Source organism: Streptomyces sp. SID3343 (assembly GCF_009865215.1).
Lineage (GTDB): Bacteria > Actinomycetota > Actinomycetes > Streptomycetales > Streptomycetaceae > Embleya.
Map to the genome: position 1 here is coordinate 1 of NZ_WWJX01001300.1, position 18,738 is coordinate 18,738.

The following is an 18,738-nucleotide window of genomic DNA, read 5'->3' on the forward strand; positions in this document are numbered from 1 at the left end:
CCACGGCATGCCACCCGGTCCCCGGCATGCCGTGGACCGGGTTCCTTGGTTGGGTTTTGGGGGCAGCTGACTGGTTGTGCAGCATGCGTGTAATGATCTTGGGATTTGGTGGGCTCCCGATGCGTTCCTGTGCAGGTCAGACGGCGGTTTTGGGAAGGCGCTCACACCCGCTCCGGAACCATGTGCGTAGCTCTGTCATCTGGTCTAATTGCCGTCCGCCGGATCACCCCAGTGAGGGGGAAGGTTTGGGGGCTGCCACGCAGTGGGGTCAGCCCGATCCAGTACCGGCGGAGAAGCCAACTCAGGTAGAGGCTTTCCCTCGATGACGGCTTCAAGGGAGTGCTGCACGTAGCGCAGGTAGTTTGTGACGTCTCTTATTTGGCGCTCATGATTACCTCGACCTACCCCACGCCACGCGACGTCGTAGGCGAGTTGCACCAGAATGCGATAGCGCTCGCGCGCAGCAGGCTCCGGGATCAAGAAGATCTCCGTATGCATCCCGCGCCGAATGCTTGCCAGCGCCGTCGAGCAGTTTTCGCGGGCTTGAGGACTCAGCCTGGGTACGTCCTCGGAGACGTCCGGCAGGGAAGGCAGCCAGGAGTAGAGGTCCGCCAGCCGTTCCAGGAGCCGATTAGATGCATTGACGGCTCGCTCGTGATCTCGTTCTGCTCGTGCCAACCGTGCGTCCGCAAGTTGCTGGCTCGATGCCAACCAGGCTTGCGTGGTCAGAGTCTTGGCCGTCTGCCAGCGCGCCACCATCGCCGCAATCGCGCCGCCGACAAGAACGCCTAACAGGGGCCCAGCGGTCTGGATTGCGAAATTCCCCCAAGCACTCACTCAAGCACGTTCTCAGTTTCATCAGCGCTGCGGCAAGAGAAACCGGGCCTCGCCCGTGCCAGATGCGTGCCGGAACGGGCTGGGATCTGCGGTCATCAGGGGGTACTGGCGGACCGTCGAGCCGGCAACGCAGGCGAGAATGCGGAGCTGGTCAGGGTGCGTTCGCGAGCATTGCGGGAACGGCGCTTCCCAAGCTTAGAACGCGAGTTCGATTCTCGTCGCCCGCTCGTGTGAGAAGGCCCAGGTCACGGACATGATCCGTGGACTGGGCCTTCGTCGTTCCCGGGCCCGCTACGCCTGGCGTGCCGGAGCCGTGCCGGATTGGTGATGATCTTGGGGCTGGGACTTCCGCTTCGCGGTTGCGTTCGGTGGTGGCCTGGTCTTGGTCGGCGCGGGCGTGTTGGTGGGTCAGGGCTGCGCGGTTATGCGGTCCATGAGTTCTGGGAGGGTGGTGCCGGTTTCGGCGGCGAGGGCGTTGCCGGTGTGGTGTAGGCGGTGCCGAAGACTGTGTCGCTGCGTCGCGTCTTTGGGGTCCGACTCGTTCGGCGCGTTTCATGACTCGGTCGGATCGATCCCGATCCCGCACGCAGGCTCAGGGCGCGTCTTTCGACACCTCCTGGGGTGCGGCTTGAGTGCTGTTGGGTGGTTGGGGAGTGGTGGACTCGCCCGCAGGTAGGTGGTGTTCGGCGATGGATTGGCAGGGCTGCCGGTAGCGGGTGGGCGTGCCTGTTATGCGTTGACTCTGAGGCGATGCACCATGTTTCCGGTGGTGGTGGTGCACGACTTGCGGGCGGGGCCGGCCAGCAGGGATCGGCCTCCGTGCTTTGTTGAAGTCGCGGGGGTGCGGCAGGCCCACCGCGTCGTCGACCGTGTTGTTTGTCGGGTGGTGGGCTTGAAGGTCACCACTGGGTTGTGACTGAGCAGCGCGACTATGAAATGCCCGCCCAGGGCTCGTCCCAGGCGGAGGAGTGTCGGTGTGGTCACCGGTCGGCCGCCATCCTCGAGGCGGCGGATGACCCGCTCGTTCATCCCCGCGCGGCGGGCGAGTTCGGCCTTCGTCCAGCCGAGTGCGATGCGGCGGTCGTACACGGCTTGGGCCATCGCGTCACCGAGCGCGGCCTCCGCGTACGCCTGGTCGAACTCCTCGACCTCGCGCGTGGTCATCGCGTCTGCGTGGGAGGTCTCCGGGACCGGCTCGGCGGTGGGCTTGGCGGCCCTGCGACGCATTGCCTCACGCGCGTTCATCGTTTCGCCTCCGTGGTTCGTCTCGTCCGGCGCCGTCGGCCGTCCCGGTTTGTCGCCGGTTGCTCGTCATCGGCCGCCCAGTTCCAGCGGCTCCCCCGCGAAGATGATTGCGACCGGCCCGCCCGAGTGGTCGTTCTGGCATGTCTTCATCACCTGTCTGGCACGCTCGACCTGCACGTGCTCGTTCATCCTCTGCTTGCGGAACACCGTCAGGAGCACCGCGGTCGCGTCGGTGCGGGCGTCGGTGCGGGCGTCGGTGCGGATCCAGTAGCTGATCCGCATCGCCCGGTTCGCTGCATCGAACCGGAGTTCGAACAGCCCTTGGCCGAGCGGCTTGGGCCTGGGCATACCCATGCGTTCGCCCTCTTCCATCTCGATCGCGAACACCCCACTCAGCTACCGGACAATTTGTCCGCCTCATCGGGTTCGGGTTCATTCCCGAGTGGAGCGGACTCAGGCCACTACGGGTGACGCTGGCGCTTCGGGGGTGGAGGGCTTCGGGTCGGCTCGCCGGGTCCTGGTGGGCGGTCGGCGTCCGTGCGTACCCGGTGCGGACCGCCCGCTTGGTTGTGCGGGGCGGGTCCGCGCGAGGTCGGGGCGGCTTCGAAATTGGAGCCGGCAGGCCATCCGCGGCGTGGGTGGGTACACGCTGCGGATGGCTGCCGTGGGTGTGGCTGCGCCCGAGGGCCGGGTGCGTTGTCGGTGCAGGTCAGGCCGGTGTGGGGTTGGGGGCGGTCGGGCGGTCCGGCGTCTTTGTCGGCGACGTCGGGTAGTCGTGTCGCGGCACGCCGTCACTGTTGGTGGTGGGGAACGGGAACGGGAACGGGAACGGGAACGGGACGGGACCGGACGGGTTCACTGCCCGGGCGCCGGTACCGGGCTGTTGTGATACGCGGCGATGAGCCACCGGCCGTCCCGCTTTTCGAAAACCCAGGTCGCGTTCACCATGGCCGTGTCCGGGACTTCGGTGTGGCCGGGGAAGAGGATGCCGGATTTGCTGATGACGATCGCGGCGTCTCTGCCGACGAAGCGGAAGCCGAGTTGCCTGTTGTAGGTCGAGCTGCCCTTGAGGGGGCCGGCGAAGGCCAGGGCCATGCTCGCGCGGATCACTTCGCGGCTGTCGCGAAGCGAGCCGGGCATGATGGCGGTCGCGTCCGGGGTGTAGTCGGCGACCATGCCCTCGGCGTCGCCGCTCTCCCACGCCTCGTAGGAGTCGGCCAGGACGGCCTGGATGGCGGCCTTGTCTTCCGCACGACTGTCGGACATCGAATCTCCCTTGTGATCGGTTCGCCGTGGGGTTGTTCCGGCGAACTCGTCACTACATACCGGCGGCGGGGTCGAAACTCATCGCGTCCCGGTGAACCCGCGTCGAAGAGGTGTCGAGGGGTGCTCGACACAGGGAGGGTGCCGTACGTGGCGGCGTCAGGTGGTCGCGGCGTGTCCCCGGGTATCGAGTCGGGTCGCCAGACCGAAGGACGCGAAGACCTCGGAATCCTGGAACACCGAATTTCGGCTGATGCCGGCGGTGGTGACGGTGAAGATCTGGAGCGTGTGCAGGTCGTATCCGTCGCCGACGCGTCGATAGGCGGCGAAACCGGGTTGGCCGTTGGCCGCAACCGGCTTCAGGGACCAGTCCGTTCCGGCCTGTTCGAAGACCCACTCCATGAACAGGCCGTACTTGCCGGGGCCGGCGAACCAGTTGAGCACCGGCGGCATTTCCATGATCACGTCTTCGGTGAGCAGCCGCTTGAGACCCTCGACATCGGCCCGCTCGAACGCCGCCATGTAGCGATCGACCCAGGCGCGCTGCTCGGCTGTCGACGGCTCGCCGAGATGCTCCGGCCGACCCCCGGCCTCCTTCAGACGAGTACGCGCCCGCTGCAGCGAACTGTTCACCGATGCGACCGTGGTGCCGAGGATCTCCGCCGCCTCGGACGCGGAGAAGGCGAGCACGTCACGCAGGATCAGCGCACCTCGTTGACGCGCCGACAGGTACTGCAGGGCGGCGGCGAACGCCAGGCGCAGGGTGCTGCGGTCGATCACGGTCCCTGCCGGATCGCTCCCGTCCACCATGGAGTCCGGCAGGGGCTGGAGCCAGGCGAGGTTTTCGCCCGGCACGAGCGGTGCGAGCGGCTCCGACGCGGCCACCAGGCCGGACGGCAGTGGTCGGCGGCCGCGGGCTTCCAAGGCGGTCAGGCAGACGTTCGTCGCGATGCGGTAGAGCCAGGTGCGTAGTGAACCACGGGTCTCGTCGTACTGCTCCCGCGCGCGCCACGCGCGCACATACGTGTCCTGGACCAAGTCCTCGGCGTCGTGAACCGAGCCGAGCATCCGGTAGCAGTACGCCAGCAACTCCGAACGGAACGGGTCGATCCGGCGATCGAAGCCTTCTGCCCTGGCTGTCACGCCCACGCCCTCTCGGCTGCTGTGGAGGGCACCTTACCCGCGCACGACGACATGCTCCTGGGGGCACTGGTCGGCCACCGGATCGGGCCCTCGGGTCCTTGATCGAGAGCGTGACAGGTCGTTGGCGTCGGACGCGGATGTACGGCGCGGCAGCGGCCGGTGGGGAGCGGGCCGGGTTCACGTTCCGGTACGGGCCGCCGCCGCGCGTACGGCTCAGCGAGTGGTGGAGGCGAGGAAACCGGTCCAGGCGGTGGGAGCGAAGGTGAGTCGGGGGCCGTGCGGGTCCTTGGAATCACGAACGTGAGCGGCTTCGAGGGCAGCGGCGAACTCGACGCATTCGCCGCCCTCGCCACCGCTGTGGCTGCTCTTGTGCCAATTCAGCCCAGCGGTACCGCTCGGGAAAATTTCGGTAGTCATCCCTCTCCCATCATCTTCTCGATCCGCACCAAGGACTCGCGAGGCGTGAGCGCTTGCCCTCGAATGCTGCCGTAACGTGCCGCCAGAATACGGACCTCTTCGGGATCTGTGATCAAGCGGCTGACGCTCTGGACTTCCACGTACCCCACCTGCTGACGGCCCTTCGGCGTGAGCAAGGTGAACGGACCATCGATGCCTGCGTGGTCTTCGCAGTCCATCGGCAGCACCTGGAGCGTCATATTCCGCAACTGCCCCAGGTGAAGCAGGCGTTCGATCTGCCTGCTATGGACGTCCCGGCCCCCGATGGGCCGACGCAGGACGGACTCATCGAGTACCACGCTGACCATGGGCGCCGGCCAACGCGTCAAGGTCTCTTGGCGTGCGAGCCTGGCGGCGACCCTGTCCTCGATGGTTTCCTCATCAAGAAGGGGCTGACGAACGGTGAATGTCGCTCGCGCGTACTCCTCGGTCTGAAGCATGCCGGGAACCGTGAGCGTGCTGAAGTAGTTCAGCTCGACGGCGTCCGTCTCCTGGCGCGCGTAGTCTCGGAACCAAGCAGGGTGTCGGACCCGTGACTTCGCCTTGGCCTTCGCCAAGTCTTCTTTCGTCGCCCTCAGCAGGCCATCTGCGCCCAACAGGTCGTCCGCCGCGTCGAGGAACAGGGGCTGCGGCGTGCGCCGCCCGCGCTCCACAGAGGAGATCTGCTCTTCGCTGTAGCCGAGTCGGTCGCCCAGTTCCTTCTGGGTCAGCCCCGCCCGGTCGCGCAACAGCTTGACCTGCTTGCCGACGGCCCGGAAGAAGTCGACAGCGCCGTCCGTATCCTCCGGTGGCTCGGGCCTTCGCTCCCGTCCTACCGCGTCCTGATCGTTCGTGCCGATATCCACCACAGCGTTCACCGCCCAACCCGCGTACGTGCGTGGACGGTCACGGCCGACAGTCCGGACAGTCGACCGCGCCCGTCCGTACGCGTACGCCTCGTACCGACTTCGCCCCTGGTCACGGTACGTCCGCGAAGGGATGCTCTGGGGCATGAAGCCCGAAACATCCCCCGCCGAACTTTTTCCAGTCGCCGCGGATTTCGTACGCAGGTTCGCTTCGACCACCTTCGGCGCCCGGGCCGCTCGGCTCGGTGCGGTCGAGCAACTCGGCACCTGGGGTTGGCCTCGGGACACCGATTCGTCCCGAACGGTAGCCCTGATCGTGGCCGAGCTCGCCGCGAACGCGGTGACGCATGGCGGAAGTTCGGTGTACGGATTCGAGCTCCGCCTGACGATCGGGTCGGCTCGGCGGGGAACGGCCACCGTGCGCGTCGAGGTTTCGGATCGTCAGGGCGGGGTGCCGAGCGCCGACGCGACTCCTCCTGGCGAGGACGGCGAGAACGGTGAGACCGGTGAGACCGGCGAACCCGACGACGGAGGCGACCTCGCCGAATCGGGGCGAGGCCTGATCCTCGTGGATGCCTTGGTGACCGGCCGAGGTGTCGAGCGTTGGCTTCCCACCGGCAAAACCGTCTGGGCAACCCTCGACCTGCCCGTACCGACGGGTGTGGTCTCGCGTTGAGCGGGTCTGTCAGACTCTCGGGTATGACCAACATTTCAAGGGGTTGTGGCGCGTAGGTCGCCGTCGGTCGTTCGGGCCGGCCATGGCCGTCGGTATCGCTTCACACGGCGAGTGCGGCACGTTTCCGGGTTGTCCAGGGGTTCTCAGGCTGCTGTCACGAGCCTTGAGCGGGCTCGGTTTTGGGACGGGATGGTGGCCTGGAGTCTCGTCGGGTGGGCGTCGTTGGCGAACGGGCCCGCTGCGCGCCTGAACCCGGCGGATACCGCGACCAGATGTGGCATCCCCGAGTGCGGTTGTGATCCCGGCTTGTATCGGGATTCATTGGAGGAGGTCATTCACGCTCTTCCTCGTGCTGCCGCACGGGAGTTGTGAGTCCTCGTTGGGCGGTTGGACGACAAAATCTTGCGTCGGGCGCCGACGGTCGCCGCACCGTCCATGGATCTGCCTTGGTGGAGAGGGCAGTTCTAGCACTGTCGGATCGGTGGCGGAGCCCCGGGGCCCCGGCTCCCGAGGAGGTCCGACCGTCCCTGGTGCGCCCGATCGGCCGCCTTCCGGTGCTCTCGGCGCGACACGCGTCACGCGTCACGCGTCACGCGACACGCGACACGCGACACGCGTCACGCGACACGCGTCACGCGACACGCGACACGCGTCACGCGACACGCGTCACGCGTCACGCGTCACGCGTCACGCGTCACGCGACACGCGTCACGCGTACAAGGCGCGAGGCGGCCGGGTCCACGCTCCGGCTCACTCTCGGCTGTCTGCTGGGCCTGGAGCTGCGGCGGGTCGGCAGCAGTGGCAAGCGCCTGACCTTCGGCATGGCCGGGAGGCCATCTGAGCACGTGGATGGCAGAGCACGCCCGAGTGTGTTGGCTGGAGCACTCGGAGCCGTGGGGCCTTGAGTCCGACCTGATCGGCCGTCTCGACCTGCCGCTCAATCTCGACCAGAACCGGCACAACCTGTTCCACCCCCGGCTCACCGAGCTACGCGCGCAAGCACGACGTCGAGCCGGCGAACTGCCCATCAGCGCATAGCGCGTCGGGTGGTGACCGCGCGTCCGAAGCGGCGGTGCGGTGGTCGTGGGGGAGCCGTTGTACGGGGCGTTCGGCGGCGGGTCGGTCACTCGCCGGTGCGGCAGGGGCGGCACAAGGCGCCTGGGATCAGGGTGGGGCTTGGGCGCCCACAGTCGGCGCATTCGATCAGGCGGGGGCGGGCGAGGCGTTGGGCCGGGATGGTCGGGGGCTTCGACGGCTTCGGGGGGTTCGGGGGCTTGGTGAGGCGGTGGTACAGAAAGCCGGAGGTGATGCGTTGGCCCTTTGCGGGCAGGCGGGTGGTCAGTTCGCGGAAGAGGTCGTGCTCGGATTCGCCGGCTTCGAAGCGGTCGACGATGTAGGGGACCAGGGTGACCAACTTCGTGTCGCGAAAGGCCAATCGGCGGTCTGCGCGCCCCAGGGAGCGTAGAAGCGTCATCGCTCGCGCGGTGTCGTCCGACGGCTGCTCCGGGGTGGTGGCCTCTCCCGTGCCGCCGGGGCCGGCCCACACGGTGCGGCGGCCGAGCATGCGGCCGGTGATCGTGTCCTTGATCCGCTCGACCACGGTCAGCCCGGCGGCGGTGAGTTCACGCAGTACGCGGGCGGCGATGTGGGCGCCCACGCCCAGGAGTTCGCGGATCTTGTCGATGCTCAAAGGGGTGCCCGGCGGCTGGTCCCCGTAGCGCACGGCGGCTTCGAACGCCTGTCCTTTGACGGCTCCGTATTGGGCCAACACGGTGACGGTCGGGTTCTGTACAGAGGCGGGGACGTCGATATCCTGGAGGACAGTCATGAGGCGATTTTTTTCTTTCTTCGAGTCGTCGAATGGCCAGGCCCTCGTTTGGTGTTGTTTCACCGGGCGGGGGCCGAATCACGTTTCGGTCACCGCTCAGCACACACGGTTACACCCGACCGGCGCAATCCCCCTTGCGAGTGACGTATCGCCCCTCTAGGCCGGCGGCCCCCTCGAAAGGGGGGCCCGCCTAGGTAGGCCCTATAGAGCCGGGTTTCCGTCCGACCGGAAACCGCACCGACGGCCCCACCGGCCAAAACGCCTCCAGACCGGCAACTGCCCTCCGTCGTACGCGTTTCCTGTACGGCGGGTCGCCTGAGCGACAGTTCCCGAGCACACCCCGGATCGAGGGAGAAACGCACGGACCGCCCCGCCCGAGGGAGTGGGCGGGGCGGTCCGTGGGTGGTGCCGGGTTCAGCTGTTCCAGAGCGGGCTGGTGGCGATCACCTGGAGTTGGTCCGTGGTCAGGACCGGTTCGAATCGGTCGACGCCCCCGGTCGTCGACAAGAAGCCGTTATTGCTCGCGGTGACGAGGAGGGACAAGCCGTCGGGACGCCGTACGTGGACGCTCCACGACATCGATCCCTCGGGGGAATGCAACGGCTGCTGACGCGTGGTCATGATCTGTGAGCCGTCCGGGAGGGTCGTCACCGAGCAGTCGGGGACCAACGGATGGCACGTGTCGACCCACGCAAGCTGGGTGCTCGCCACGACGGACAACGTCGACCGCCCCTTGAGGTCGGTGAGTTGGAGCTGCCCGTGCTCGCCGTCGCCGCCGCGGCGTTCGCCGATCTCGTACGCGCCGGTCGGGACGAGCTTGGTGAGGATGCCCAGCGGGCGCTTCTCCGGCGGCGGCGCCGCAACCGCGGCGGCGTTCCACCTCGGGCTCGCGGCGATCGTGGTGAGCTGGTCGAAGGACAGTTTCGGGTCGACCTCTCGACCGGCTTCGTTACGGTCTCCGCCGCCGTACGCGACGATTTTGACCCTGACGCCGTCCCGCCGATCGAGGAACACCGTCCATGCGGTCTGGCGCTGCTCCTCCCCCCACGGGTTCACGCTCTTGGCGAGTGTCGCGTTCGAGCCGTCGGGTTCGGCGACGCGCTCGCACGACGTGAACCACCCCGACGGGCAGTTCGCCATCCGGGCGTCGGCCGTGTCCGGATCGGGCCGCGTCACCAGCACGGTGATACCGGTGGCGCCGCCGTCGGGCGCGGTGAATCGCGCGGAGACGGTCGGGTCCGCCGTGAGCAAGGGCGGGTCGTTCACGGACCGTTGAGAACCGGTGCCCGCGATGCCGGTCAGTTTCATCCCACTCGGCAGCAAGCTCGTGAGAGTGGTGACCATCTGCTCCCCCGTCACCCGCCCGCCGGGTTGGGGCGCGAGACCCGTGTGGTCGGACGCCGCAGTGGCCTGCCCGTCGGCCTCGTGGTCGAGCGACACCCAGCCACCGACCGCCGCGAGCGTCAACACGCAGGTGGCCGCGGCGAATCTCACCCGCCGAACGCGACGGCGTCGCTTGCCCTGGGTGACGGCGCGGGCGAGCACGCCGGGGCCGTGCATCGGGAACGTCTCGGCGACGGTGCGCATCGCGTCGACCAGAACCCGCTCGAAATGCGCTGACTCTTCGGGGACTCGCCCATGCAAGACGGGCAGGTCGTTCGGATCGTGCAGGTACGGTTCGGGGCGGTCCCGTCCGTCCGGATCCTGCGTGGACGGGCCCAAGCCGGCGGCGGCCACGAAGCGATCACCGTTCCCTTCGAGGTATGTGTGGAGATGTACCAGGGGACGCATCAGAAGATGTAGCAGGGGACGTACCAGGGGAAGTGCTGGGCGGAAGTGGTGGAGAGAAGTACTGGGAATGCGTCGGACGACCTGACCTGACCCGACCCGACCCGAGCCGCGTCTCGTCGCGTCGCGTCGCGGCGACGCGCCGCCCGGCTCGCGTCGAGCCGCAGGGCGTTTTCGAGCCGCGCGGCCCGTCGTCAGGCTCGATCGAGGGCGAGTTCGGGCAGTTGATCGCCGAGCAGCACGCGCAGCCGTTCCAACGCCCGTAGCGAGCGAACCCGTACGGCCCCCGCCGTGAGGTTCAGCATCTCGGCGGCTTCATCGACCGAACGGTCTTCCCAGTAGCGAACGACGAGCACGGCCCGATCACGCGGCGACAGCCGGGCCAGACCGTCGAGGAGGGTGAGCCGAAGCTCGGTGTCCCCGGCTGCCCGCACCGCCTGTTCGGGCACGTTGTCGGTCGTGCGCTCGGTCGAACTCTTGCGGCGCTGTTGTGCGAGATAGGTACGGACGAGCGTGGTGTGCGCGTAGGCGAAAGGCCACTCCATCCGGCTGACCTTGCGCCACTTGGGATACAGCTTTCCCAGCGTTTCCTGGAGCAGGTCCTCGGCCAGGTGCCAATCCCCGGTGGTGAGCAGGCACGCGGTCCGAAAGAGTCTGCCGCTGTGGGTCGCGGCGAACTCCAGGAAGTCCGGGTCGGATCCGCTCGGCATTCGCGCTCTCCCGTGTTTCGATGTCACCAGGGGAATGTGCCGGGCAGGGCGTCGCGTTACAGGCGGCCGTTCGGGCCGGCCCACCGACGCCTCGGCAACCCCCGCCGTCGCCCGAGTCGATCTCCCCGCCGACACGGCGCCCCCGTCGCGCGCACACCGTCGCGACCGTCCCGTCCCGCCCCGATCCGACGCCCCGCACTCCGTGGTTTCCGGTACCGCTCGTGCTGGGCAGGCTCGAATCGCGCGTACCCGCGCGCGGCGTTGCGGAGTTGGGGAGAGGCATCCACATGGCCAAGGTCCAGGGGCACGTGAAGTGGTTCAACGAGGCCAAGGGATTCGGCTTCATCAGCCCGGACAACGGCAGCAAGGACGTCTTCGTGCACTTCAGTGCCATTCAGAGCCATGGCTTCAAGACCCTCGCCGAGGGCGCGGCCGTCGAGTTCGAGATCGAGGACGGTCAGAAGGGGCCCAGCGCGGCGAACGTCGTGACCATCTGACACTCGCTCACTTCGGTTGCGCACGCCACCGTCGGCCCGAAGGTGCGCGGGCCGAGGGTGGCGTGCGTACGGGAGTGGCGTGCGTACGGGGCTATGCGACCGCCGCCGTGCGCGCCGCGCCTATGCCAGGTACCGCTCCACCGTCTCCACCTTCGCCGTCAGCCCGTCGGTGACGCCCTCCCGGATGTCGGCCTTCAGTACCAGGCTCACCCGGTTCGACCGCGCCTTGACCGCCTCGACGGCGTCCTTGACCACGGCCATCACCTCGTCCCACTCACCTTCGATCGAGGTGAACATGGCGTCGGTGCGATTCGGCAGCCCGCTGGCCCGCACGACGCGGACCGCCTCGGCCACCGCCTCGCCGACGTCTTCACCAATACCGAGCGGGGACACGGAGAACGCGACGATCACGGCACAGCCTTTCGCAGCACGACCACGGACCGTCCCACCCTAGGCACACCGAAGCCCGGATCGACGCCCATGACGACGCTCGTATGGACGTGCGGACGTGCGGACGTGCGGACGTGCGGGCGTGCGGGCGTGCGGGCGTGCGGGCGTGCGGACGTGCGGACGTGCATACCGACGTCCGGGCGCCGCCGTCCGAAAGCCGACCTCGGGGCGCCTACGTCTACGCCGGCTCGAACGCCGCCCGCAGGGCTCTGCGCATGTCCGCCGCCGCGCGACGGGAGACGTCCGCGGCCGGGATGGCGTTGGAGCCGTGAAACGTGCCGGGGCGGTGATGCAGTTCGACCCGGACGCCGGCGCGGATCAGGCGGGTCGCGTACTCGATCGCCTCGTCGCGCAGCGGGTCGAGTTCGTTGGCGGTGATGTACGCCGGGGGCAGGTTCGACACGTCCTCGGCCCGGGCCGGGGCGGCGTAGGCCGTGGGCGCGGCCCCGGCCAGGTAGTACTGCCAACTGAGCTGCGCCTGCGGCCGGTTCCACAGCGGCGCGGCCTCGAACTCGCGCATCGAGGGCGTGTCGAGCCGGTCGTCCAGGACCGCCGTGTCCAGCAGCTGGTACACGAGCGCGGGCCCGCCCTCGTCCCGCGCCCGAAGCGCAAGCGCCGCCGCGAGCGCGCCGCCCGCGCTGACCCCGCCCACCGCGATCCGGCCTGGGTCCGCCCCGAGCGAGGCCGCGTGCTCCACGACCCACCCCAGAGCCGCCCACGCGTCCTCGAACCCGGCCGGGAACGGGTGCTCCGGCGCGAGCCGATACTCCACGCTCACCACGACACAGCCCACCTCGAGGGCGGTCGCCACGCAACTGCCGTCCGAACTGTCCACGTCGCCGAAGACGAACCCGCCGCCGTGGAACCACACCAGCACGCCGAGCGGCCCGACGGCCTCCTTCGGCGTGTAGATCCGTACCGGCACCTCCGCGGCCACGACCCGATCCTCGACCACCAGGCCGTCCGGCCGGCGCGCCGGTTGCGTCCGTGCGCGTTGCGCGTCGCGAAAGCCCACGATGTCGGCGATGTCCACGATCGGCAGGTATGGGAGGACCGCGAGCAGCTCGGGGTCGATGCGCTTCTCCATGTCGCGGAACGTAGCAGCGCCCGCCGGCAAGTTCCATGACGGTGCGTCAGATCACGCCCCCGGGGCAGTCGGGCGAAACTCGTTTCCGCGGTCGGGTGTCACGGACGCACCATGAAGCCATGAACGCCATTCCCACCACGACGCTCTGGCGGCCCACCGGGCCGGCGGAATTGGAGCTCGTGCGCGAGTCCGGGTGGACCGCTTGGCCGCCTCGGTTGCCCGATCAGCCGATTTTCTATCCTGTGCTCGACGAGGACTACGCGATCAAGATCGCGCGGGACTGGAACGTGCCTGCCTCCGGGGCCGGCTTCGTGACCAGGTTCCGGATCGAGACCGAGTACGTGATCCGCTATCCCGTCCGGCGGGCGGGTGGTCGGACGATCCTTGAACTGTGGGTGCCCGCCGAGGAGTTGACCGAGTTCAATCGGCACATCGTCGGGCCCATCGAGGTGGTGCACCGGTTCCCGTGACCTCCCACGCGCGCGTTCCGGCGACGCGCCTCGCCGGACGTATGTGACGTCCACGCGCGTCGCGGGCCCGTCCGGTCCGCGGCGCGCTCAGTCGGCCCGCCCCACCTGGGTCGCGGCCCACTCCGCCCAGTCCCGCTGTACCTGCGACAGCCGCAGGCCGTATTCGAGCGCGATCCGCCCGTAGGTCGACAGGGGGCTGTCGTCCCACGCGATGCCGGTCTCCACCGCCCGCAGGCCCGCGTTGGTCTGCGCCGCCGCCTCGGCTTGCGCCGCCAGATACGCCTGAGCCTCGTCGGGCGCGAGCGTGTCGAGGAAGAACACGCGCAGGAGCATGGTGCTGCGCCGGACCCGCTCCGGCTCCACCTCCACCAGCCAGTGCCGCAGTTCGTCGCGGCCGGCCGCGGTGATCGAGTATTCCTTGCGCCCGCGCGGCCCCTCGGCCGTGACGTCGAGCAGGCCGTCGGCCGAGAGTTTGCCCAGTTCTCCGTAGACCTGGCTCTGCGTCGCGGGCCACACGTTGGCCAGCGACGTTTCGAAGGTCTTCAACAGGTCGTAGCCGCTGGCCGACCTGGAGGAGAGGAGTCCGAGGAGTGCGTGACGGAGGCTCATGACCCGAACTTTACCACTCGGAATTGACATGTCAAAGGTGGAAGGTCCACCATCGACCTGTCAGAACGAGACGGTCACTCGGACCGGCGGTCGCCCGAATCCCGGAGTCCCCATGAACTACGTACGCAACTTCGCACCGTGGATCGTCTTCGCCGCCGTCCCGTCGACGAACTGGCAGTGGGGCGCACTCGCCGCGCTGGCCGTCACCCTGTATCTCGCCTTCCAGGACCATCGGGCGGAGCGAGGCGTGGACCTGTTGGCGTACAGCACCGCCGCGTTCTTCCTGGTGGTGACGCCGCTCGCGTTCGCCACCCCCGACTCCGACTTCCGCCGCTACGTCGGCGCCGCGTCGCTCGCCTGGCTCGCGGTCACCGCGTGGGCCTCGATCGCGGCCCACAAGCCCTTCACGCTCGTGATCGCCCGCCGCTCGACCCCGCGTGAGATCTGGGAGTTGCCGGCCTTCATGTCGATCAACGTCGTGATCACCGCCGTGTGGGCCGCGAGCTTCACCGCTACCGCCGTCGCGCTGTACGTCGTCCGCTCCCACGACCTGAGCTCGAACGTTGCGATCGCCGTGCAGGCCGCCGGGTTCGTCGTCCCCGCGATGTTCACGGCCCGCTACCCCGCGATCGTCCAGGCCCGCCACAGCGCCTGACCGGGGCCGGGACCGGGGCCCACCCGGCCGCTCACCTGCCCGTACGGGGCTCCATCCGGACTCGATCCGGACTCGATCCGAACCTGAACCCGAACTCGATCCGGACCCGGATCCGGGCCCGGACCCGGACCATGAGCCGGGCCCGAGCCCGGACCGCGCCGGCCCCGCGCCGTCTCCTCCCCCCGCCCGCAGCGCCCTCGCGAAAGAACAAAGGCTCAAGGCACATGACGCCCTTTCATCTGACCGGCAACCACGCCCCCGTCGCCGACGAGCGCACCGACACCGACCTTCGCGTCACCGGCGTCCTGCCCCCGCAGCTCACCGGCTCCTACCTGCGCAACGGCCCCAACCCCCGCAAGCCCAGCGGCCATTGGTTCCTCGGCGACGGCATGGTGCACGGCGTCCACCTCGACGCCGGCCGGGCCCGCTGGTATCGAAACCGCTTCGTGCGCACCGCGAGCTTCGACACCGGGGCACCGGTGCACCGCCCCGACGGCAGTCGCGACCTGGCCAACGGCGCCGCCAACACGCACGTCGTCCGGCACGCCGGCCGCACCCTCGCGCTGGTCGAGAGTTCCCTCCCGTACGAACTGACCGACACTCTCGACACGATCGGCCCGCACGACTTCGCCGGCCGGCTGCGCACGTCGATGACCGCGCACCCCAAAACCTGTCCCGACACCGGCGAACTGCACTTCTTCGGCTGCGGATCGATCGTCGCGCCCTACCTGACCTACCACCGCGCCGACGCGAGCGGCGAGCTCGTGGTCACCCGCGACATCGAGGTCTCGGGCAGCACGATGATGCACGACTTCAATCTCACCGCCGGACATGTGGTCTTCATGGACCTGCCCGTCGTGTTCGACCTGGACCGCGCCCGCGCCGGCACCATGCCGTACGCGTGGCAGGAGTCGTACGGCGCCCGACTGGGCGTGCTGCGGCGCGACGATCCGCACGGCGCCGTGCGCTGGTTCGAGATCGACCCGTGCTACGTGTTCCACACGCTCAACGCGCACGACGAGGGCACCGACCGGATCGTGCTGCACGTCATGCGCCGCACGCACCTGTACAAGGAAGGCGCACCCGACAGCCCTGCCACGCTGTGGCGTTGGACGATCGACCTGGCAGCGGAAACCGTACGCGAGGAGCAACTCGACGACCGCCCGGCCGAGTTCCCACGCATCGACGACCGCCATGCCGGTCTCCCGGCCCAGCACGGGTACGCCGCGACCGAACACGCCCTCCTGCGCTACGACCTGAGCGACGGGGCCGTGGTCGCACACGAGTTCGGTGCGGGACGCACCCCCGGCGAGGCGTCGTTCGTGCCCGCCGACGACCGGCCCGGCGGCCCGGGATGGCTGCTCACCTACGTGTACGACGCCGCCCGCGACACGAGCGACCTGGTGGTGCTCGACGCGGACGACCTCGCGGCCGAGCCGGTCGCGACCGTGCACCTGCCGTGTCGGGTGCCGTTCGGCTTCCACGGCAACTGGCTGACCGAGGTGAAGTCGGAGCCGGCGTCGGAGCCGAAGTCGGCGTTGGCGTCGGAGCCGGAGCCGGTGTCGGTGACCGACGGGTGACGCGGTCGGTCAACGCCGGGTCAGCCAGGCCTGGACCGGCCAGTGGTCCGACGGACACCGATCGTCCCTGCGCCAGGTGAGCGTTCGGGCCCGCTCGACCTCGAATTCGCGGGACGCCAGGATCCAGTCGATCCGCTCGCCGTCCACCGGCGCTTCCCAGTTGTTGTACGTCCGCGTGGTCGTCGCCGCGCCGGCATCCACGAGCAGCCCACCGGCCGTCATGGTCGCGAACGGCTCGCTGTCCGTCCCGACGTTGAAGTCGCCGACCACGATCGCCGCCGTGTCGGCGAACCGCCTCGCGAGCAACGCCCGCATCGCCCTGGCGCTCTTGCGGCGCGCGACCGCCGACACGTGGTCCCAGTGGGTGTTGAGGAACACGAACTCGGAGTCGGTCGCCACATCTTTGAACCGCACCCAGGTGATCATCCGCGGATGCCGCCAGTTGCCCCACGTCCGCGAACCGATCATGTGCGGAAACGACGACAGCCAGACGTAGTCGAACGCCAGCGGTTCGAGCCGGTGTACGTCATAGAACACCGCGCCGAACTCGGACCTGCTACCGCCGTGCCGGCCGATCCCGATCCAGTCGTAGTCGGCCCGCAACTCGCGGGCCAGGTCCCGGACATGGTGATAGCGACCCTCCTGGGTACCGAGCACGTGCGGCCGCTCGGCGCGCAGCAGTTCGAGCACGATCGGGCGGCGCTCGGCCCACGAATTCGGGGACGGGTTCTCGGGGCCGCGCACATTGAAGGTCATCACGTGCAAGGGGTCGCTCATGCCCTGGGACTACCACCGGATCGGCGCCGGCACGCGCGGTCGCTCCAAACGCACGGGCGATCGTACCCACGGTCGCCGAAACGCTCGGCCGCCCGAACGCTCGGTTGCCGAAACGTTCGGCTGCCGAAACGCTCGGCCGTTGAAGCGCCCGGTCGTTGAAATCCCCGATCGTTGAATTCCCGATCGGTGAAATCCCCGGTCGTTGAATCCTCGGTCGCCGAAACACACAGCCGACGGGACGCACGGGCGATCGGGTACGTCGTCATCGCCGACGACGTACCGTCACCGCATCCGTGCCGGCCCCGCGTCTGCCCGTTTGGGTTGCCCGCCCCGCTCGGCTTCGCCGTGCCCGTCCTCGCCTAGCTGAACACGTCGCTGACCGCGTTGACGCCGGCGGTAACGAGGTGGTCGACCAACTCGGACAGCGACGACGCGACTTGCGTGCCGGACAGCATTACGCCGGCCACGAACGCCAAGACCAGACCACCGATCTTGTAGTTCTTGTGTGTGACCAGGTAAAAGAGAATGAATATGATCAGGATCGGAACGCCGACGGTCACCCCGCGACCGGCGGCGCTCGTCTCTTGAGTCAGCGCGGAATTGAGCCCGACGATGGAGTCGGGCGGCGCAGCGGCTACGACGCTCAGCGACATGTGCATGATTCCCCTCCGGTCCTGCGGTCGTCCGCCGGTCCCTGTTTGCCTTGGCGTACCCGTGTGGTGACGGTTCGTAAGCTACCCACGTCGAAACGCACCGTCACCCGCCACCGATGGGGATGGATGCCGCCGCCATCAGGCCGGCGAGCACCCAGGCCCAGCGCATGAGCCGCAGCAGCGGCCACTTCGCGCTGACGATCACGATCCAGAACCCCATCATGAGCCAGAGGAAGAAGGCCGCTCGGCCACCCGCCTCGTGTGCGCACAGCACGAACATCCCCGCGCCGTACCAAGCGGCAATCGCCGCGGGGATCAGCATGATGAGATCTATGCCGCTGAACGGGCCGCGAGACGGTCCCGCATCGCCACCACCGCCTCCCATGTAGGGGGGCTGCACCTGGGGTATGCCCGAACCGCCGCCGCTCGCACCGGAGTCGGCGCCGCCGGCGGAGGGGCGGTTGCGGCGGCTGTACCAGGAGGGCGCTTCGGCCGGGGCGGCGCCTGCTCCGGCACTCGCTCCCGCGCCCGCTACGCCTGTGCCCGCTACGCCTGCCGTGCCTGCCGCCGCGCCCGACTTGGTCACCTTGCGCCACGGCTTCTTCCGGGCGGGCTCGACCGGGGTCGCGGGCGCGTTGTGTTTGCCGGGGTCGCGTGGCTTCATGACATGCCGAACCGTCGGCCGGTCGGGCCGCTGCTCGGCTCCGGGGTCGGCGCCGCGCTCGGCTCGCTGTGTGTCGGCCCGCTGTGTGTCGGCCCGCCGCTGGTCCGGGTGTTCGGCCCGATCGGCGGCAGCGGCGCGGGTGGAACGCTCCGGGCGGGCGTCCTTGGCGGTTTCGCGCTCGCTCGTACGCCGGGCGCGTTCGGCGCGTTCCGCGTCGGCGCGCTCGGACGCCGTGCGGCGTTCGGCCGCCGCTTCGCGGTCGGACGCCTCCTGGCGCTGCCGGCGTTGTTTCAACTCGGCGCGCCACGACGAATCCTGCTCGTCGGTACGCCCGCCGCGCGGGGACTGCGAGCCGCGTGTGGGCTCGTTCGTCTGTTCGTCGCGGCGCGAGGCCGGGAAGGCCGGTTCCTCGTCGTCGGGGTCCGACACGGGACGCCGACGCACGATGTCGCCGAGCCGAAGTCCTCGCGCCTGGGGGGGCGGTGGCGGTTCGTACGCGCTCATC

23 protein-coding genes are annotated in these 18,738 nt (G+C 68.9%); 7 read left to right on the forward strand and 16 right to left on the reverse strand.

Going from position 1 to position 18,738, the window contains the following annotated elements:
* Nucleotides 1-204: 204 nt before the first annotated feature.
* The 7 genes from GT354_RS40940 to GT354_RS40970 form a co-directional block, all read right to left on the reverse strand.
* Nucleotides 205-837 carry a hypothetical protein gene (locus GT354_RS40940; RefSeq protein ID WP_161358609.1) on the reverse strand — a complete coding sequence of 211 codons (633 nt, stop codon included), beginning with the start codon at nt 835-837 and terminating at the stop codon, nt 205-207.
* A gap of 729 nt (nt 838-1,566) precedes the next feature.
* Nucleotides 1,567-2,082, reverse strand: a complete 516-nt coding sequence (locus GT354_RS40945; RefSeq protein WP_237535950.1) for a helix-turn-helix domain-containing protein — start codon at nt 2,080-2,082, stop codon at nt 1,567-1,569.
* Between the two features lie 66 nt (nt 2,083-2,148).
* On the reverse strand, nt 2,149-2,469 hold the full coding sequence (locus GT354_RS40950; protein WP_161361701.1) for a type II toxin-antitoxin system RelE/ParE family toxin: 321 nt from the start codon (nt 2,467-2,469) through the stop codon (nt 2,149-2,151).
* A 468-nt stretch (nt 2,470-2,937) separates the two neighbouring features.
* Nucleotides 2,938-3,348 (reverse strand): SgcJ/EcaC family oxidoreductase, encoded by a 411-nt coding sequence (locus tag GT354_RS40955; protein ID WP_161361703.1) that lies wholly within the window; start codon nt 3,346-3,348, stop codon nt 2,938-2,940.
* Nucleotides 3,349-3,504: 156 nt separating this feature from the next.
* Nucleotides 3,505-4,488, reverse strand: coding sequence for a sigma-70 family RNA polymerase sigma factor (locus GT354_RS40960; protein ID WP_346012410.1), 984 nt, complete (start codon nt 4,486-4,488; stop codon nt 3,505-3,507).
* Between the two features lie 213 nt (nt 4,489-4,701).
* Nucleotides 4,702-4,905 carry a DUF397 domain-containing protein gene (locus GT354_RS40965; protein WP_161361707.1) on the reverse strand — a complete coding sequence of 68 codons (204 nt, stop codon included), beginning with the start codon at nt 4,903-4,905 and terminating at the stop codon, nt 4,702-4,704.
* Entirely contained in the window at nt 4,902-5,801 is a 900-nt protein-coding gene (locus GT354_RS40970) for a helix-turn-helix transcriptional regulator (RefSeq protein WP_346012411.1), read from the reverse strand. The genes GT354_RS40965 and GT354_RS40970 overlap by 4 nt, the downstream gene beginning before the upstream one ends.
* Nucleotides 5,802-5,934: 133 nt before the next feature.
* On the opposite strand from GT354_RS40970, the gene GT354_RS40975 reads away from it, so the two are divergent.
* Both GT354_RS40975 and GT354_RS40980 read left to right on the forward strand, forming a co-directional pair.
* Complete coding sequence (locus tag GT354_RS40975; RefSeq protein ID WP_161361711.1) at nt 5,935-6,465, forward strand: ATP-binding protein; 531 nt, start codon at nt 5,935-5,937, stop codon at nt 6,463-6,465.
* An 849-nt stretch (nt 6,466-7,314) separates the two neighbouring features.
* The gene (locus GT354_RS40980; protein ID WP_237535951.1) at nt 7,315-7,503 is read left to right on the forward strand and encodes a GIY-YIG nuclease family protein; all 189 of its coding nucleotides are present in this window, start codon (nt 7,315-7,317) and stop codon (nt 7,501-7,503) included.
* A gap of 85 nt (nt 7,504-7,588) precedes the next feature.
* Here GT354_RS40980 and GT354_RS40985 read toward each other — a convergent pair whose 3' ends face one another.
* Nucleotides 7,589-8,293, reverse strand: coding sequence for a hypothetical protein (locus GT354_RS40985; protein WP_161361713.1), 705 nt, complete (start codon nt 8,291-8,293; stop codon nt 7,589-7,591).
* Nucleotides 8,294-8,707: 414 nt separating this feature from the next.
* Complete coding sequence (locus GT354_RS40990) at nt 8,708-9,880, reverse strand: hypothetical protein (RefSeq protein WP_161361715.1); 1,173 nt, start codon at nt 9,878-9,880, stop codon at nt 8,708-8,710.
* A 51-nt stretch (nt 9,881-9,931) separates the two neighbouring features.
* Here GT354_RS40990 and GT354_RS40995 point away from each other — a divergent pair, with 51 nt between their 5' ends.
* Nucleotides 9,932-10,096, forward strand: a complete 165-nt coding sequence (locus GT354_RS40995) for a hypothetical protein (protein ID WP_161361717.1) — start codon at nt 9,932-9,934, stop codon at nt 10,094-10,096.
* Nucleotides 10,097-10,275: 179 nt separating this feature from the next.
* Here the strand turns inward: GT354_RS40995 and GT354_RS41000 are convergent, their stop codons facing one another.
* Entirely contained in the window at nt 10,276-10,791 is a 516-nt protein-coding gene (locus tag GT354_RS41000) for a SigE family RNA polymerase sigma factor (protein WP_161361719.1), read from the reverse strand.
* Between the two features lie 287 nt (nt 10,792-11,078).
* Between GT354_RS41000 and cspE the strand changes: the two genes are divergently transcribed.
* On the forward strand, nt 11,079-11,288 hold the full coding sequence (cspE, locus tag GT354_RS41005) for a transcription antiterminator/RNA stability regulator CspE (RefSeq protein WP_161361762.1): 210 nt from the start codon (nt 11,079-11,081) through the stop codon (nt 11,286-11,288).
* Between the two features lie 120 nt (nt 11,289-11,408).
* On the opposite strand, the gene GT354_RS41010 is transcribed toward cspE, so the two are convergent.
* On the reverse strand, nt 11,409-11,699 hold the full coding sequence (locus GT354_RS41010; protein ID WP_161361722.1) for an MTH1187 family thiamine-binding protein: 291 nt from the start codon (nt 11,697-11,699) through the stop codon (nt 11,409-11,411).
* 217 nt (nt 11,700-11,916) lie between these two features.
* Complete coding sequence (locus tag GT354_RS41015; protein ID WP_161361724.1) at nt 11,917-12,825, reverse strand: alpha/beta hydrolase; 909 nt, start codon at nt 12,823-12,825, stop codon at nt 11,917-11,919.
* Nucleotides 12,826-12,944: 119 nt separating this feature from the next.
* On the opposite strand from GT354_RS41015, the gene GT354_RS41020 reads away from it, so the two are divergent.
* Nucleotides 12,945-13,295 carry a hypothetical protein gene (locus GT354_RS41020; RefSeq protein WP_161361725.1) on the forward strand — a complete coding sequence of 117 codons (351 nt, stop codon included), beginning with the start codon at nt 12,945-12,947 and terminating at the stop codon, nt 13,293-13,295.
* Nucleotides 13,296-13,382: 87 nt separating this feature from the next.
* On the opposite strand, the gene GT354_RS41025 is transcribed toward GT354_RS41020, so the two are convergent.
* On the reverse strand, nt 13,383-13,904 hold the full coding sequence (locus GT354_RS41025; RefSeq protein ID WP_161361727.1) for a PadR family transcriptional regulator: 522 nt from the start codon (nt 13,902-13,904) through the stop codon (nt 13,383-13,385).
* 112 nt (nt 13,905-14,016) lie between these two features.
* Here GT354_RS41025 and GT354_RS41030 point away from each other — a divergent pair, with 112 nt between their 5' ends.
* Entirely contained in the window at nt 14,017-14,559 is a 543-nt protein-coding gene (locus tag GT354_RS41030; RefSeq protein ID WP_161361729.1) for a hypothetical protein, read from the forward strand.
* Nucleotides 14,560-14,783: 224 nt separating this feature from the next.
* Nucleotides 14,784-16,139 (forward strand): carotenoid oxygenase family protein, encoded by a 1,356-nt coding sequence (locus GT354_RS41035; RefSeq protein ID WP_161361731.1) that lies wholly within the window; start codon nt 14,784-14,786, stop codon nt 16,137-16,139.
* 9 nt (nt 16,140-16,148) lie between these two features.
* On the opposite strand, the gene GT354_RS41040 is transcribed toward GT354_RS41035, so the two are convergent.
* The 3 genes from GT354_RS41040 to GT354_RS41050 form a co-directional block, all read right to left on the reverse strand.
* Nucleotides 16,149-16,916 carry an endonuclease/exonuclease/phosphatase family protein gene (locus GT354_RS41040; RefSeq protein WP_161361732.1) on the reverse strand — a complete coding sequence of 256 codons (768 nt, stop codon included), beginning with the start codon at nt 16,914-16,916 and terminating at the stop codon, nt 16,149-16,151.
* A gap of 359 nt (nt 16,917-17,275) precedes the next feature.
* Complete coding sequence (locus tag GT354_RS41045; protein ID WP_161361734.1) at nt 17,276-17,575, reverse strand: hypothetical protein; 300 nt, start codon at nt 17,573-17,575, stop codon at nt 17,276-17,278.
* 97 nt (nt 17,576-17,672) lie between these two features.
* Nucleotides 17,673-18,737, reverse strand: a complete 1,065-nt coding sequence (locus GT354_RS41050; RefSeq protein ID WP_161361736.1) for a hypothetical protein — start codon at nt 18,735-18,737, stop codon at nt 17,673-17,675.
* Between the last annotated feature and the right edge of the window lies 1 nt (nt 18,738).